The organism is Marinobacter sp. M5B (assembly GCF_042604615.1).
Taxonomy (GTDB): domain Bacteria; phylum Pseudomonadota; class Gammaproteobacteria; order Pseudomonadales; family Oleiphilaceae; genus Marinobacter; species Marinobacter salarius.
Window position 1 is genome coordinate 2,006,908 of sequence record NZ_CP156894.1, and the last position, 16,671, is coordinate 2,023,578.

13 protein-coding genes and 1 tRNA gene are annotated in these 16,671 nt (G+C 57.4%); 11 read left to right on the forward strand and 3 right to left on the reverse strand.

Features of this window, described 5'->3' with window-relative positions; translation table 11 throughout:
* The first annotated feature begins 1 nt into the window (after position 1).
* The 9 genes from pheA (at position 2) to pyrF (ending at position 9,709) form a co-directional block, all read left to right on the forward strand.
* Entirely contained in the window at positions 2-1,099 is a 1,098-nt protein-coding gene (gene pheA, locus AAGD24_RS09055; RefSeq protein ID WP_075196914.1) for a prephenate dehydratase, read from the forward strand.
* A 30-nt stretch (positions 1,100-1,129) separates the two neighbouring features.
* Positions 1,130-2,257 carry a histidinol-phosphate transaminase gene (hisC, locus tag AAGD24_RS09060; RefSeq protein WP_379867182.1) on the forward strand — a complete coding sequence of 376 codons (1,128 nt, stop codon included), beginning with the start codon at positions 1,130-1,132 and terminating at the stop codon, positions 2,255-2,257.
* Between the two features lies 1 nt (position 2,258).
* Positions 2,259-4,487, forward strand: a complete 2,229-nt coding sequence (locus tag AAGD24_RS09065) for a bifunctional prephenate dehydrogenase/3-phosphoshikimate 1-carboxyvinyltransferase (RefSeq protein ID WP_379867184.1) — start codon at positions 2,259-2,261, stop codon at positions 4,485-4,487.
* Entirely contained in the window at positions 4,487-5,167 is a 681-nt protein-coding gene (gene cmk / locus AAGD24_RS09070; RefSeq protein WP_075196911.1) for a (d)CMP kinase, read from the forward strand. The genes AAGD24_RS09065 and cmk overlap by 1 nt, the downstream gene beginning before the upstream one ends.
* Before the next feature lie 131 nt (positions 5,168-5,298).
* Positions 5,299-6,993 carry a 30S ribosomal protein S1 gene (gene rpsA, locus AAGD24_RS09075; RefSeq protein ID WP_007154692.1) on the forward strand — a complete coding sequence of 565 codons (1,695 nt, stop codon included), beginning with the start codon at positions 5,299-5,301 and terminating at the stop codon, positions 6,991-6,993.
* A gap of 132 nt (positions 6,994-7,125) precedes the next feature.
* The gene (locus AAGD24_RS09080) at positions 7,126-7,422 is read left to right on the forward strand and encodes an integration host factor subunit beta (protein ID WP_007154691.1); all 297 of its coding nucleotides are present in this window, start codon (positions 7,126-7,128) and stop codon (positions 7,420-7,422) included.
* A 71-nt stretch (positions 7,423-7,493) separates the two neighbouring features.
* Positions 7,494-7,796, forward strand: a complete 303-nt coding sequence (locus AAGD24_RS09085) for a LapA family protein (protein ID WP_007154690.1) — start codon at positions 7,494-7,496, stop codon at positions 7,794-7,796.
* On the forward strand, positions 7,796-8,965 hold the full coding sequence (gene lapB, locus AAGD24_RS09090; protein WP_036208447.1) for a lipopolysaccharide assembly protein LapB: 1,170 nt from the start codon (positions 7,796-7,798) through the stop codon (positions 8,963-8,965). Before AAGD24_RS09085 ends, lapB begins: the two co-directional genes overlap by 1 nt.
* A gap of 33 nt (positions 8,966-8,998) precedes the next feature.
* The gene (pyrF, locus tag AAGD24_RS09095) at positions 8,999-9,709 is read left to right on the forward strand and encodes an orotidine-5'-phosphate decarboxylase (RefSeq protein ID WP_379867187.1); all 711 of its coding nucleotides are present in this window, start codon (positions 8,999-9,001) and stop codon (positions 9,707-9,709) included.
* A gap of 512 nt (positions 9,710-10,221) precedes the next feature.
* Here pyrF and AAGD24_RS09100 read toward each other — a convergent pair.
* Both AAGD24_RS09100 and AAGD24_RS09105 read right to left on the reverse strand, forming a co-directional pair.
* Positions 10,222-10,297, reverse strand: a tRNA-Asn gene (locus AAGD24_RS09100).
* A gap of 69 nt (positions 10,298-10,366) precedes the next feature.
* A complete protein-coding gene (locus AAGD24_RS09105; protein ID WP_036208443.1) occupies positions 10,367-11,551 on the reverse strand; it encodes a pyridoxal phosphate-dependent aminotransferase in 1,185 nt (394 codons plus the stop codon).
* 233 nt (positions 11,552-11,784) lie between these two features.
* Between AAGD24_RS09105 and uvrB the strand changes: the two genes are divergently transcribed.
* Positions 11,785-13,821: an excinuclease ABC subunit UvrB gene (gene uvrB / locus AAGD24_RS09110; protein WP_278592405.1), complete on the forward strand. Its 2,037-nt coding sequence runs from the start codon at positions 11,785-11,787 to the stop codon at positions 13,819-13,821.
* On the opposite strand, the gene AAGD24_RS09115 is transcribed toward uvrB, so the two are convergent.
* Positions 13,818-14,930 carry a GNAT family N-acetyltransferase/peptidase C39 family protein gene (locus AAGD24_RS09115; RefSeq protein WP_199480441.1) on the reverse strand — a complete coding sequence of 371 codons (1,113 nt, stop codon included), beginning with the start codon at positions 14,928-14,930 and terminating at the stop codon, positions 13,818-13,820. The two genes, uvrB and AAGD24_RS09115, sit on opposite strands and share 4 nt — an antisense overlap.
* 241 nt (positions 14,931-15,171) lie before the next feature.
* On the opposite strand from AAGD24_RS09115, the gene AAGD24_RS09120 reads away from it, so the two are divergent.
* Positions 15,172-16,671, forward strand: coding sequence for a RimK family protein (locus AAGD24_RS09120; protein WP_041333093.1), 1,500 nt, complete (start codon positions 15,172-15,174; stop codon positions 16,669-16,671).

The following is a 16,671-nucleotide window of genomic DNA, read 5'->3' on the forward strand; positions in this document are numbered from 1 at the left end:
CATGAGTGATGAGCAGGCCCGTCTCGGGCAGTTGAGGGTCGATATTGATCGCCTGGATCAGGAAATCATGGACCTGATCAGCAAGCGCGCGGAATGCGCCCAGGAAGTGGCTCGCGTGAAGATGGAAGCCAACCCGGGTGAGGATGTATTCTTCTACCGTCCGGAACGTGAAGCCCAGGTTTTGAGGCGTATAAAGGAGAGCAATCCCGGCCCGCTGTCCGGCGAGGAGATGGCCCGACTGTTCCGGGAGATCATGTCCGCGTGCCTGGCACTGGAAAAGCCGATGCACATCGCTTTCCTCGGGCCGATTGGCACCTTTACCCAGGCGGCGGCGCTCAAGCATTTTGGGCACTCCGTGGTCAGCGTGCCTTTGCCCGCCATCGATGCAGTGTTCCGTGAAGTGGAATCCGGCGCGGCCCACTATGGTGTGGTCCCGGTGGAAAATTCCACGGAAGGCATGATCAACCATACCCTTGATATGTTCATGTCCTCTCCGCTGAAGATCTGCGGCGAAGTGCAGTTGCGGATACATCACCACCTGATGGTGTCGCCAAAGCACCAGGGGCAGGACATTGTCCGCATTTATTCCCATCAGCAGTCGTTCGCCCAGTGCCGGCAGTGGCTGGATACCCATCGTTACGGTATCGAGCGGGTCACGGTCAGCAGTAATGCCGAAGCCGCGAGGCGGGCAGCGGAAGAGCCGGGCACGGCCGCGATCGCAGGCGACATGGCGGCGGAACTTTACGGCCTGGAAATGCTGGCGACCAGTATCGAAGACCGTCCGGACAACACCACCCGTTTCCTGATCATCGGCCGTGAGGAAGTGCCGGCCAGTGGTAACGATAAGTCGTCCATTCTGGTGTCCATGCGCAACAAGCCTGGTGCGTTGTATCAACTGCTTGAGCCGTTCCACAAACATGGTCTGAGCCTGACCCGTATCGAAACCCGCCCATCGCCCAGCGGTACCTGGGCCTACGTGTTCTACATCGATTTTGAGGGCCATGTGGAAGATGCGCAGGTCAGCAAGGTGCTGTCAGAGATCGATGAAGAGGCGGTCGAGCTGAAGCGCCTGGGGTCCTATCCCATTGGGGTCCTGTGACAGAAACGCAAATGACTGAGGAAGGTCGAAATGTCGATTGATTACCAAAGTCTGGCGGTCAAAGGCGTGCAGGCGCTATCCCCCTACCAGCCGGGCAAGCCCATTGATGAGCTGGCCAGGGAGCTGGGCCTGGAGCCCGGTAACATCATCAAGCTGGCCAGCAACGAAAACCCTCTTGGGCCCAGCCCAAAGGCGCTGGCTGCGGTGAAGGGAGCCCTGGACGAGCTCTGTCGCTATCCCGATGGCAATGGGTTTGATCTCAAGCAGGCATTGTCGGCCCGATACGGCGTGGCGCCCGCTCAGATTACCCTTGGCAACGGTTCCAACGATGTCCTGGAGGTGATCACACGGTGCTTTGCAGATGCCTCTTCGGAAGTCGTGTTTTCCCAATATGCTTTTGCGGTATACCCGCTTGTTACCCAGGCAATCGGCGCCAAAGGTGTGTCGGTACCTGCCAGGGACTATGGCCATGACCTCGACGCCATGGTGGAGGCGATAACAGATCGCACCGCGCTGGTGTTTGTGGCCAACCCCAACAACCCCACGGGCACGGTTCATGGCGCTGAGGCGATCGAGTCGTTTCTGGCCCGTATTCCCCCCAGGGTTCTGGTGGTTCTGGATGAAGCCTACTGTGAATACCTTCAGGGGGAGGGCTATGTGGATGGCCTGTCGTTGCTCAAGCGCTATCCGAACCTGATCGTTACCAGGACATTCTCCAAGGCTTGGGGGTTGGCATCGCTGCGAGCTGGCTACAGTGTTAGCTCGCCGGACATTGCCAATGTTCTCAATCGTGTACGTCAGCCTTTTAATGTAGATTCTCTGGCTCTGGTAGCGGCGACTGCTGTGTTGAGCGATGAAGACTATCTGCGGCGATCCTGTGAAGTGAATGCAGCCGGGATGAAACAGCTCGAGTCCGCTTTTAACGAAATGGGGCTGGAATACGTTCCGTCTGCCGGCAACTTTATTGCTGTGGATGTGGGCGATCAGGCGGCTGACATCAATCAGTCGCTACTGGAGCAGGGTGTGATTGTCAGGCCGATTGGTGGCTACGGTCTACCCAGGCATCTGCGGGTGTCGATTGGCTTGCCCGAAGAAAATGCACGGTTTATCGAAGCTTTGGCCCGTGCACTGGATACGTCCAGCGGACGGGGAGAGTAACGTGTCCGAGATTCAGCCACTGTTCCAGCGTGTTGCTGTTATTGGTCTTGGGCTGATTGGTGGTTCTCTGGCCAAAGCGATCCGCGACAATGGCCTCGCGGTTACCGTTGTGGGCGCTGACAAGCGCGCGGACGAATTGGCGCTTGGCACTGAATTAGGCATTATTGATGAAGCTGCCGGGTCGGTTGCTGAGGCTGTGGCCGGCAGCGACCTTGTGGTGCTGGCGGTACCGGTTAAGGCAACGCGGGCAGTGCTGGCGGAAATCAGGCCCCATCTTGGCGAAAACGCCGTGTTGACGGACGTCGGCAGCACCAAGTCGAGTTTCGTCAACGATGTACGAGAGGTGTTTAGTGACCTGCCCGCGAAAGTGATACCCGGCCACCCCATCGCCGGTTCCGAAAAAAGCGGCATCCGTGCGGCCAACCCTGAGTTGTTTGCCAATCACAAGGTTATACTCACGCCGGCGGAGAACGTTGGTCAGCCCGACCTGGAGAAGCTCAGGGCATTGTGGGAAGGCTGTGGTGCGACGGTTCTGACCATGTCTGTGGCCTATCACGACGAGGTGCTGGCAGCCACCAGTCATCTTCCTCATCTTATTGCTTTCTCACTGGTGGATACCCTGGCAGGCGAGGACGAAAATCTGGATATTTTCCGCTACGCAGCGGGCGGTTTCCGGGACTTCACCCGAATTGCAGCCAGCGACCCGGTGATGTGGCACGATATCTTTCTTTCCAACCGGGATGCGGTGTTGCGGGTCATTGATCATTTTACCCACGATCTGGATCAGCTCCGTACCGCCATCGCCGATCAGGACAGTGCAACTCTGTTGCGGGTTTTCAGTCGCGCCAAGGCGGCGCGGGAACATTTTTCCAAGATGCTTTCAGGACAGGCTTACGTGACAAACAACAGTCAGAAACAGGTAACGTTCCGTCTTCAACCCGGCGGCCGGATTTCCGGCGAGATACGCGTGCCGGGCGACAAATCCATTTCCCACCGATCCATCATGCTGGGTGCTCTTGCCGACGGTATCACGGAAGTGAAAGGCTTCCTTGAAGGCGAGGACAGCCTGGCAACCTTGCAGGCGTTCCGCGACATGGGGGTGACCATTGAAGGGCCGGACGCGGGGTTTGTCCGCATTCACGGCGTCGGTATCAATGGTCTCCAGGCGCCGCGCGGCCCTTTGTACCTGGGCAATTCCGGTACTGCCATGCGCCTGTTCTCGGGCTTGCTGGCCGCGCAGCCGTTTGACTCCGAGCTCACCGGCGACGAAAGCCTCTCCAAGCGTCCCATGGGGCGTGTGGCAGATCCGTTGCGAGCAATGGGTGCGGTGATTGACACTGCCGAGGGCGGGCGGCCGCCTTTGAAAATCCGGGGTGGGCACGCGCTAACCGGCATTCATTATGAGATGCCGGTGGCCAGCGCCCAGGTTAAATCCTGCCTGTTACTCGCCGGTCTCTATGCCGAGGGCGTAACCTCCGTTACCGAGCCAGCTCCTACCCGGGATCATACTGAGCGCATGTTGGAAGGCTTTGGCTATCACGTGCATCGCGATACCGCGACGGCCAGCGTGACCGGTGGCGGTTCGTTGACCGCCACCGCCATAGACGTACCGGCGGATATCTCTTCGTCAGCGTTTTTCCTCGTTGCGGCGAGTATTGCCCCGGATTCCGACTTGACCATCCGCCACGTTGGTATGAACCCGACGAGAGTCGGCGTGATTAACATCCTGCGCATGATGGGGGCTAATATAGAAGTCCTCGAAGAGCGTGTGATTGGCGGGGAGCCGGTCGCTGATCTTCGCGTTCGTTCCGCCGAACTCAAGGGTATCGATATCCCTGAGGATCAGGTTCCGCTGGCAATCGACGAATTCCCCGTGCTGTTTATTGCCGCAGTCTGCGCTGAGGGCAGAACGGTTCTGCGCGGCGCCGAAGAGCTTCGCGTCAAGGAAAGTGATCGCATCCAGGTGATGGCAGACGGCCTGACCGCGCTTGGAGTGGAAACCACCGTGACTCCAGACGGTATTGTCATTGATGGTGGCCAGACGATGACCGCTGGAACCGTGAATAGCCATGGGGATCACCGCATTGCTATGGCGTTCTCCGTCGCCTCTCTGCGGGCTGAAGGGGATATCGAGGTGACCGATTGCGCCAACGTGTCCACCTCATTCCCGGGCTTTGTGGAGTTGGCAAAGCAGACTGGCATCAATATCGCCGCCGAAGGGGCTGAGTAATGGCTGAAAGCAAGGCACCGGTTATTACCGTGGACGGCCCTGGCGGTTCCGGTAAAGGCACCATTACCCAGATGCTCGCCCGCCGGTTGGGGTGGCACCTGTTGGACAGTGGCGCGCTGTATCGCCTCACGGCACTGGCTGCGGAGCGGCAGGGCGTGTCCCTGGATGATGAGCCGTCTCTGGTAAACGTCGCCGCCGGCCTCGATGTGGCGTTTGAGCCAACCCCACCAGGTGAGCCGGCAAAGGTACTGATGGCCGGTGTTGACGTCACCGCAGATATACGTACAGAGACCTGTGGAGACAATGCCTCGAAGGTGGCTGTCATGCAGCCTGTGCGCGACGCGCTGCTGCAGCGCCAGCGTGATTTCCAGAAGCCTCCCGGGCTGGTCGCGGACGGTCGTGACATGGGAACGGTGGTGTTCCCGGACGCGCCAGTGAAGATCTTCCTGACAGCCAGTGCCGAAGAGCGTGCGCAAAGACGCTACAGCCAGTTGAAGGACGCAGGGGTCGATGTTAATATTGACGCCCTTTTAAAGGAGATACGGGTGCGCGATGAGCGGGATATGAACCGCGCCGCCGCCCCGCTCAAGCCTGCAGACGATGCGCAAGTCATTGATTCGACGGGGTTGAGTATAGAAGAGGTGCTAGTCAGGGTTATGGCCGCAGCAGGCCAGGCCTGACTACACCTTTTTGTTGTTGAAATTCCGGATTCGGCGTTATCGGCCAGCCACTGGCTGGATCCGGATTGAAACTAACAGACCGTGTTGCTGGTAGCACGGAGTAAACTTGCGTTGATCACATAGGACACATAATGAGCGAGAGCTTTGCGGATCTTTTTGAAGAAAGCCTAAAAGAAATTGACATGCAACCAGGTTCCATCGTCCAGGGAACCGTTGTAGACGTCGATAACGACTGGGTCACCGTTAACGCCGGACTGAAGTCCGAAGGTGTTATCCCCGCCTCCCAGTTCCTCAATGAAAAAGGCGAGTTGGAAGTTGCTATCGGCGACGTTGTTGACGTAGCTCTCGACGCTGTGGAAGACGGCTTCGGTGAAACCCGTCTGTCCCGTGAGAAAGCCAAGCGCGCAGAAGCCTGGAAGGTACTTGAGAAGTCCTTCGAAGCTGAGGAAGTGGTTAAGGGTGTTATCAATGGTAAGGTCAAGGGTGGTTTCACCGTCGATCTGGCCGGCATTCGTGCCTTCCTGCCTGGTTCGCTGGTAGATGTTCGCCCGGTTCGCGATACCGCGCACCTGGAGAACAAAGAACTCGAATTCAAGGTTATCAAGCTCGACCAGAAGCGTAATAACGTGGTTGTTTCCCGCCGCGCCGTTCTGGAAGCTGAAAACAGTGCTGAGCGTGAAGCTCTGCTCGAAACCCTGACCGAAGGTCTGGAAATCAAGGGTATCGTCAAGAACCTGACCGACTACGGCGCGTTCGTAGATCTGGGCGGTGTTGACGGCCTGCTGCACATTACCGATATGGCCTGGAAGCGCATCAAGCATCCGAGCGAAATCGTCAATGTCGGTGATGAGATCAACGTCAAGGTTCTGAAGTTTGACCGTGAGCGCAACCGCGTATCACTGGGTCTGAAGCAGCTGGGCGAAGATCCCTGGGTCGATATCAAGGGTCGTTATCCGGAAGGTACCAAGGTTACTGCACGTGTAACCAACCTGACCGACTACGGCTGCTTCGCTGAGCTGGAAGAAGGCGTTGAAGGCCTGGTTCACGTGTCCGAAATGGACTGGACCAACAAGAACATCCATCCGTCCAAAGTCGTTCAGGTTGGCGACGAAGTGGGCGTGATGATTCTGGACATCGACGAAGAGCGTCGTCGTATCTCCCTGGGTATCAAGCAGTGTGTTGCTAACCCGTGGGAAGATTTCTCCAGCAAGTTCAACAAAGGCGACCGTATCTCCGGCAAGATCAAGTCAATCACTGACTTTGGTATCTTCATCGGCCTGGACGGCGGCATCGATGGTCTGGTTCACCTGTCAGACATCAGCTGGAACGAGACTGGCGAAGAAGCCGTCCGTGAATACAAGAAGGGCGACGAAGTTGAAACCGTTATCCTGTCTGTTGATCCCGAGCGTGAGCGCATCTCCTTGGGCATCAAGCAGCTGGAAAGCGATCCGTTCGCCGAATTTGTACAGCTGAACGACAAGGGTTCCATCGTGAAGGGCACGGTATCTGCAGTTGACGCAAAAGCCGCTACCATCACCCTGAACGACGAAGTTGAAGCTGTACTGAAAGCTTCTGAAATCAGCCGTGACCGTGTTGAAGACGCACGCAACGCGCTGAACGAAGGCGACGAAGTTGAAGCGAAGATCATCAGCATCGACCGCAAGAACCGCGTTATCAACCTGTCTGTGAAGTCCAAGGACGTTGAAGACGACAAGCAGGCGCTGGAAGGTGTTCGCGCCAAAGCGGCTGAATCTTCCTCTGGTGCGACCACCATCGGTGATCTCATCAAGGAGCAGATGCAGCAGCAAAACGCCAACAAGGAATAACATTTCCGGTTGGTATGAAAAAAACGGGCTCTAAGAGCCCGTTTTTTTTGTGTTTTTTTCTGGTTTGGCTAAACTAGAGGCAAGGAGCTGGTAACCGGCTATCCGATAATAATGTGAAGAGGGATGAGCCCAATGACGAAGTCTGAACTGGTAGAGCTGATTGCGTCCAAGCAGACGCAGCTTTCAGTGAAGGATGTGGAACTGGCTGTGAAAACGATTATTGAACACATGTCCCAATCACTGGCGGATGGCCAGCGAATCGAGATCCGGGGTTTTGGTAGCTTTTCATTACACCATCGCGCAGCCAGAACCGGGCGTAACCCGAAAACCGGCGAAGCCGTGCAATTACCGGCCAAATTTGTTCCGCACTTCAAGCCAGGCAAGGAGTTGCGTGAGCAGGTAAACGATAGCCTTAAAAAAGGCTTCTGATTACCCTCTTGGGGAAAGACGTTAACCAGGTCCTGAGGTAAGCAACCAGGTCCGTGTGGAGCATTGCGACTATGGCCGGATTTCAGAAGGTCCTTCTCATTCTGCTGGTATTGTTTCTGGTTCTGGTAGCACTTGTTTTCTCCCTGAATAATCAGATGGCAGTCTCCCTTAATTTCCTGCTCTTTGAGACTCAGCCTCACGGTGTTGCCGTCTGGATTATCCTGTCTTTTGTGATCGGCGCTTTGATCGGAGTTCTGATTACCATGCTTGCAACCGTTCGCACATCGGTTTCCCGCCGTAACCTCGAAAAACGACTTGCTCGTACCGAGCAGGCATTGGAGAAATCCAGGGCCCAGAACGACCGGACGCTTTAATGGATATAGTGCTTCAATGGCTGCTGTTAACGGTTGCGGTGGCCGCTGGCTGGTTTGTGGGGCGAATGGGCAGCACCAGGGAACGCTCCAAAACACCGATCTCCGATGAGGAATCCGTTAAGGATCGGCTGCAATTTCTGTTCACCAACTATTCCGATCAGGCGGTTGAGAACTTCGTTCAGTCTCTGGCTGTGAACAAGGAAACGGTGGGCCTGCACCTCTCTATCGGCGCCCATTTCCGCCACAAGGGCGAGACCGACCGGGCCATTCTGATTCACCAGAACCTCCTTGCCCGACCGGAGCTGCCACCGCGTTATTCTCAACAAGTTACCTACGAGCTGGCCATTGACTACCTGAACGCAGGCCTTCTGGACAGGGCAGAAGCGTTGCTTCATCAACTGATGGGCGACAGGGAGTACGGCCGTAAGTCTTCATTGCAATTGATCGAGTTGTACCAGCAGGAAAAGGAATGGGGTAAGGCAGGGCAGGTCGCCCGTACATTGACGACCGGCGACCACGATGCCCGCATGTACAAGATGCTGGCCTATATAACCTGCGAGCAGGCTGAGGATGCCCTCAAGCACGACGACCGCTGGATGGCTCAGAAGCTGTCCAAGGAAGCGCTGGAGTACGATCGTTCCTGTGTCCGGGCCACGTTTATCATGATGAAGTTGCTCATTCGTCAGGGCAGTTACCGGGACGCGGCCAGCCAGAGCCTGAAAGTCTTCGATCAGAACCCTGAATTCGGCTCAGAAGCTGTGGACAGGCTGATGAAGCTTGAACGCGAACACGGCGATGTTGGGCGTCTGGTTAAAAAACTTGGCAAGTTCTACGAAGCCTGGCCGAGCACGAGCTTGCTGCTGGCGCTGGTTGAAGCCGTAGAGCGCACGTCCGGCCGTATGGCTGCAATCGAGTTGCTGCGCCGGGAACTGGAAGTTCGCCCCAGCGTCCGCGGTCTGCTGCGCCTGGTGGAACTGGCGGGCTATGAGAAAGGCATGACGACGGACGAAGGCCGCCTGGTCAGCCGCATCGGTCACTTGATACTTGCCAACCGCCCGGTATACCGATGTGTAAACTGCGGTTTCTCCGGTCAGCAATTGCATTGGCTGTGCCCCAGCTGCAAGCAGTGGGAAACCGTTCGCCCAATACAGGGCGTGGAAGCTGAGTAACCCGAAAACACGACATTCTGCAGGAAACTGACCGTGCAAACCCCCGATAATCCCCGAATCATCGTTGCCCTGGATTTCCCCTCCGATCAGCCCGCGTTGGCTCTGGTTGATCAACTGGACCCTGCGAAGTGTCGCCTTAAAGTCGGCAAGGAGCTGTTTACCCGTTCAGGGCCGGCTCTGGTTCGTGACTTGCAGAGTCGCGGGTTCGACGTTTTCCTGGATCTGAAGTTTCACGATATCCCGAACACAACGTCCGCAGCTGTTGCGGCCGCAGCGGATCTGGGTGTCTGGATGGTGAACGTACATGCCTCCGGCGGTGAGAAAATGATGACCGCCTGCCGCGACCGCCTGGAAAGCTTCGGCAAGGATCGGCCACTGCTGATTGCCGTTACTGTGCTGACCAGCATGGGGCTGGAGGATCTTGCCGGTATCGGTATCACGGATTCCCCGGAAGCCCAGGTATCCCGCCTGGCAACTCTGACCCGCAACTGCGGCCTGGACGGCGTCGTCTGCTCCGCACAGGAAGCGCCGGCGTTGAAAGCGGAGCAAGGCAAGGATTTCAAACTGGTCACCCCGGGCATCCGTCCGCTGTCTGCCGACAAGGGCGACCAGCAACGCATCATGACGCCTACAGATGCCCTCAAAGCCGGTTCCGACTACCTGGTCATCGGCCGTCCGATTACGCAGGCTGCTGATCCTCTGGCTGCGTTGGAGGCTATTCACTCTGAGGTGGTTGGCCTTTAACTTTGGTTCTTGGTCTGATTCTGTTCTAGCCTGATAGTATGGTGCTTCGGTGCGGTGGTGGCTCCCTCCCAAAAAACGCTTCTAGTACATCCATGTACGCTTGGGCTCCGCCATCCATGGCTCCGCACATTTTTGGGAGGGAGCCACCACCGCACCGGTTTGAACTTTCAGATATCGCTGTTAGGCGATTTTTATTGATAGCTGTGGTTATCGATGTTGGAGTTGTAAGCATAGGGTGCACTGGGGCAGCGTAATCTGTTTCGATAACTCCAGAGGCTGAATCAGGCGGGGTAGGGCTTCCTTCCCGAAAATGTGCGGAGCCATGGATGGCGGAGCCCAAGCGCACACGGATGTGCTTGTAGCGTTTTTCGGGAAGGAAGTCCTACCTCGCCGTGGCACCGCTACTAGCCGGCTAGAGTGCACCACACCAACAGGCTAGGGCCGAACCTAAACCCAAAGAACCAAAACGAAAAAAGCCGCTAATCCAGAGGACTAGCGGCTTTTCGGAATAGTGGCTCCCCGAGCTGGGCTCGAACCAGCGACAAACGGATTAACAGTCCGTTGCTCTACCAACTGAGCTATCGGGGAACGTCGTCGTGTGACGAGGCGCGTATATTAAGGTTACCCCAACGCCTCGTCAACCCCTTGCCAGGATTTTTAGCCCAGCGCTTTCTGCAAACGCTCAATGGCCTGCTTCAGCGTATCCAGGCTGGTGGCGAAGCTCAGGCGCATATGGCCCGGCGCACCGAAAGCGGAGCCCGGCACCAGAGCCACGCCGGCTTCCTTCAACAGCTTCTCGGCAAACTCTACGTCGTTACTGACACCCGAATCCGCGTCAATGGCTGCCTGGAAACTCGGGAACACATAGAAGGTCCCGTCACCGTGCAGGCACTCAACGCCGGGTAGGGCATTCAGGGCTTCTACCAGGTAGTCGTGACGTTCCTTGAACGCCGTGACCATTTCCTGCACGCAGTCCTGGGGGCCATCCAGGGCTGCCGTCGCAGCCGCCTGGGAAATCGAGGCCGGGTTGGACGTGCTTTGGGACTGGATCTTCTTCATCGCGCCGATGATTTTTGCCGGGCCAGCGGCGTAGCCGATGCGCCAGCCTGTCATCGAGTAGGCCTTGGACACGCCATTGAGCACGAAAGTGCGATCGTACAGCTCTGGCGTGGCGTTCAGGATGTTGCAGAACGGCTGACCGGTCCACAGGATCGGCTCGTACATGTCGTCTGTGGCGATCATGATCTGCGGGTGCTTCTTCAGCACTTCGCCAATGGCCTTCAGCTCGTCCAGGCTGTAAGCCATGCCACTTGGGTTGGACGGGCTGTTGATCACGAACAGGCGGGTGCGCTCGGTGATGGCGCTTTCCAGCTGCTCCGGGGTGATCTTGAATCGGGTGTCGGCGCTGGTTTCGATGATAACCGGTTTGCCTTCAGCCACCAGTACCATATCCGGGTAAGATACCCAGTACGGCGCTGGAATAATGGCTTCGTCGCCCTTGTTCAGTGTGGCCAGCGCGAGGTTGAAAAAGCTCTGCTTGCCACCACCACTTACCAGGATCTGGTTGGCTTCGTATTCCAGGCCGTTGTCCCGTTTGAACTTCGCAATGATCGCCTTTTTCAGTGCGGGCGTACCATCCACGGCGGTGTACTTGGTCTGGCCGTTGTTGATGGCTTCGATGGCCGCCTGTTTGATGTGATCCGGGGTATCGAAGTCCGGCTCGCCGGCACCCAGGCCAATAATGTCCTGGCCAGCAGCGCGTAGCTCCGCTGCCTTGTTGGTGACTGCGAGGGTGGGAGAGGGCTTGATTGCCTGTACTCGGCTGGAAAGTTGAAGGTCCAAACTTGCGCTCCTTAAAGCTGCGTCTGATAGGGCTCCGGCGGCGTCGGGGTAGTGGTTTCCACCATGTTCAGGCCGCCTTTGACGATTCAGATGGTATCATGAAGCCCGCGTGACGATAAGTTTCTCTGCAGATTGCACCTTTTGATATTCGCGGTGCAATGCGTTGCCCAGATCACTTTTGATTGAACGAAGGATGTCTCCAGACTATGGCCACTTCAGAAACCGGCGCGCTCATGAAAGACGGCGCCTTCAAGGTGGATTCCCCGTTTGAGCCAGCTGGGGATCAGCCCAAAGCCATTGATGGGCTGGTGGACGGTATCCACTCCGGCCTGGCCCACCAGACGCTCCTGGGTGTGACCGGCTCGGGCAAGACCTTTACCATTGCCAACGTCATTCAGCAGGTGCAGCGGCCGACTATCATCATGGCCCACAACAAAACCCTGGCAGCCCAGTTGTACGGCGAGTTTCGTGAGTTCTTCCCGGACAACGCGGTGGAGTATTTCGTTTCCTATTACGACTACTATCAGCCGGAAGCCTATGTGCCATCTTCCGATACTTTTATCGAGAAAGACGCCTCCATCAACGAACATATAGAGCAGATGCGTCTGTCGGCGACCAAGGCCCTGCTGGAGCGGCCGGATGCCATCATCGTTGCCACCGTATCCTCCATTTACGGCCTGGGTGATCCCCAGTCCTACCTGAAAATGATGTTGCACCTGGACCGGGGCGACCAGATTGACCAGCGTCACATTCTCCGGCGCCTCGCCGAGCTCCAGTACACCCGCAACGATGTCGAATTTCACCGGGCCAATTATCGGGTGCGGGGAGATGTGATCGATGTGTTTCCGGCAGAATCCGAGAAAGAAGCCATCCGCATTGAGTTGTTCGATGACGAGGTGGAAAACCTCAGTTACTTTGATCCCCTGACCGGTGAGGTTCTCCGGCGTGTGCCCCGTGTCACCATTTATCCGAAATCCCACTATGTCACGCCAAGACAGAAAGTGCTGGATGCCGTTGAGCGCATTAAGGTCGAGTTGGATGAGCGCCTGCAGCAACTCAGGGATAACAATCGCCTGGTGGAAGCGCAGCGTCTAGAAGAGCGCACCCGCTACGACATCGAAATGATGTTGGAGTTGGGCTACTGCAACGGCATCGAGAACTACTCCCGGTACTTGTCCGGTCGCCAGCCGGGCGAGGCGCCTCCGACGTTGTTCGATTATCTGCCAGCCAATGCGATGCTGGTGGTGGACGAATCCCACGTCACCATTCCCCAGATCGGCGCCATGTACAAGGGCGACCGGTCCCGTAAGGAAACTCTCGTGGAGTACGGCTTCCGACTGCCTTCTGCGCTGGATAACCGGCCCATGCGCTTTGACGAGTGGGAACGGATTGCACCGCAGATGCTGTTTGTCTCCGCCACCCCCGGCAACTACGAAGCCGAGCATGCAGGGCAGGTGGTTGAACAGGTGGTGCGGCCAACCGGCCTGCTGGACCCGGAAATCGAAGTTCGCCCGGCCTCTACCCAGGTGGACGATCTGCTCTCGGAAATCCGCTTGCGCACTGACGTCAACGAGCGGGTTCTGGTCACCACGCTCACCAAGCGTATGGCCGAAGATCTGACAGACTTCCTGATGGAGCATGATATCCGTGTGCGTTACCTGCATTCGGACATCGATACCGTAGAGCGTGTTGAGATCATCCGTGACCTGCGCCGGGGCGAGTTTGACGTACTGGTAGGCATCAACCTGCTGCGGGAAGGTCTGGATATGCCAGAAGTATCGTTGGTGGCTATCCTGGATGCCGACAAGGAAGGTTTCCTGCGTTCGGAACGTTCGCTGATCCAGACCATTGGGCGGGCTGCCCGTAACCTCCACGGCAAGGCGATTCTCTATGGCGATCGGATCACCGGCTCCATGCAGCGGGCGATCGACGAAACCGAACGCCGCCGAACGAAGCAGGCGGCCCATAACGAGGAGCATGGCATCACGCCGCAGGGTCTGAACAAGAAGATCGCGGATATCATGGAAGGCGCCGGTGGTGGCGGTGGTCGCGGTCGCCGTAAGGCCGAGCGTCCGGGCGAGAAGGCCGCCGAGGAGGCAGAGAAGTACCGTGCCAAGGCGGGTAACCGCTCTCCGGAAGAGGTTCTCAAGGAGATCACCCGCCTGGAGGACGATATGTACAAGGCCGCTGCGGATCTGGACTTCGAGACGGCTGCGCGGTTACGGGATGATATTTCCGAGCTTAAAGAGGCTGCCTTGCGGACTGGCTAACGCCTTGGTCCTACTATGACCGCTGCCTGCAACGGTTGGTTCTTGCCGTAACGGGACATGCGGTCGAACACCCGGCGGTCTATCGGCAGGTATTGCTTGTCAGCGACGGTCTCACCAACGTCCGTGTCGATTTCCGGGTCGTGCAAGTATACAAACTGATCATCCATCGCACACACCGTCACCCAGTGGGGCACGCGGCTGCGATTCAGTTGCCAGGTGCTGATCAGGATCACCGGTACGCGGCCATCGTGGAGCGCAGCCTCCATACCATCCAGGGTGAGCGGGTCGTGATGGAGTTCGATGCCAGTCTGGCCGATGTCGTAGAGAAAGCCTTCGTGAACCAGCTCAAGAACCCGCTTCTTGTCGTCGTTGCGAACCGTATCCTTGAATAGGGCGCCTTCTTTGCTGATGTAGGCGCTGGCGTGGAACCCGCGGTGCCAGGCCGCCAGTGCCAGGCCGTGGGGGCCGCAGCCGCCGTGGCCGGCGAGCATAAAGATGGTGGTGGCCTCACGCCAGAGTTTCAGTTCTTCCAGGGTGGTCATTGGCTGCTGTTCATCCAGGGTCGCCATGGCCATGATCAGGGCTGCCGGGCCGCAGGAGAATTCTGTGGTCTGGGGGTAATAGGGTACCGCCGGAAATTCCCGCGAAGGTTCGTAGAACAGGATGCGACGCTCGAAGCGCAGCGCGGTGCCGTGGTCTTCGTAGTAGTCCCGATAGGTGCCGAACTGGCGATAGCCCAGGCGTTGGTAGAGCCGTATCGCCGGGGAATTGTCTTCCCGCACTTCGAGTCTCATCACAATGCGGCCGGCGTCGACCGCCGCAGCTTCTGCCTCACGCACCAATTGCTCGCCGATATTGCGGCCGCGTTCGGCTGGCGACACCGCGATGGAATAGATTCGCGCCAGCCGGGTGGCCGCGCTCATCAACACCAGGCAGTAGCCCACAAGTTCGTCGCCGGCCAACGCGATAATCAGGCGATCCCGCGGCATATCCAGGAAGCGCCGGAAGCTGCGCCGTGAGATCCGGTCTTCAGCGAAGCAGCGGTTCTCCAGCTTTACCAGTGCGTCCAGGTCATCGCTTGTGGCGTGACGAAAAGCGAGTGATGTCATAGGGAAAGAACTCTGGATAACTCAAATGTGGCGACTTCGCCGGATTCAGCTTTGACGGCTATTATGAGTGAGTGCTGACGTTGCCGATAGCATGCAATCATGCGTAAAAGCACGCATTTCGTGCTAATTGTAGGCTAAAGCGTTCCGGCGTATTGTTGCGAGATTGTACAGGCACCGTCGACGCATGGTGGGCCTGTGTTCCCCAAGCTTCCGGCACTGCCTTCATGGAGGAATGCCACTGATGTCACGATTGTTGATTGTTGTTGACCGCGCCAAGGACTGGGCACCGTATTACCCCAGTGAAGACGTGCTGACTTTTGATCAGTATCTACAGTTTTCCGCGCCCACTTCCAGTCGGGTGCGGGTGATCAACCTGTGCCAGAGCGCCCGGTACCTCAGTCGTGGCTATTACTGTTCACTGCTGGCTGAGGCTCGTGGCCATCATGTGGTGCCGTCTGTGATGACGCTCAACGACCTCAGCCGCAAAGGGCTGTTCTCGCTGCAGTTGGATGAACTGGATGCGAGCGTGATCAATTGGCTTGAGGAAGCCGGGGCTGAGATCGAGCCCGCCGGTGACAATAACCACGCCACGCGGGAAGTACGTGTCCGCACGTACTTCGGGCAGGCGGAACATGGGGATTTGAAGCCGGTTGCACGCGCGTTGTTTGATCGTTTCCCGTGCCCGGTTCTGGACGTGGTGTTCCGCCGTGGCAAAACCTGGCAGATAGCGTCCATGAAGCCAGGCTGTCCCGCCGACCTGAAAGGGAAAGAACAGGATGCATTCGCGGCGGCGTTTGACCGTTTCAGTAGCATGGTCTGGCGCAAGCCCCGTACCCGCCGTCGTTATCGGTTTGATCTTGCGATGCTGGTCAACGAGGACGAGGAAATGCCTCCCAGCGACAAAGAGGCGCTGGAGAAATTCGAGAAGGCTGGCCGTAAGCTGGGGATTAACGTGGAGCAGATCGGCCGCCGTGATTATATGCGGCTGCCGGAATACGACGGCCTGTTTATTCGCGAGACTACTGCCATCGATCATCACACCTATCGTTTCGCCCGCAAGGCCGAGGCCGAGGGCATGGTGGTGATCGACGACCCGGTGTCGATCCTGCGTTGTACCAACAAGGTCTATCTGGCGGATCTGTTGAAGAACAACAAGATCCCGACACCAAAAACCCTGATTCTGTCGAAGGATCAGAAAGACAGTGCTGAACAGGTGATTCGTGATCTAGGCTTTCCTGCTGTTATCAAGATTCCTGACGGCGCCTTTTCACGGGGAGTCACCAAGGCGGAGGATGAAAAAACGCTGCGGGCGGGCCTGAAAGAGCTGTTCAAACAGTCGGCACTGGTACTGGCCCAGGAGTACCTTTACACCGATTATGACTGGCGTATCGGGGTGCTTGGCGGCCGGGCCATCTATGCCTGTAAATACTACATGGTGGAGGGACACTGGCAGATCTACCAGCACGGTGGCGCGGAAGTGGACAGCGGTGGTTTTGATACCATGCCGACGTACGAGGTGCCCCGGAACGTCATCCAGGCAGCGCTCAACGCCACACGTCTGATCGGCAATGGCCTTTACGGTGTGGACATCAAACAGTCTGGTAACCGAGTGGCAGTCATTGAGGTAAACGACAACCCCAGCATTGATGCCGGGGTTGAGGATCGCTTCCTGGGAGGGGAGTTATACACCCTGATCATGCAGGAGTTCCTGTCCCGCATGGAGGAAAAGCGGCGTCGCTAG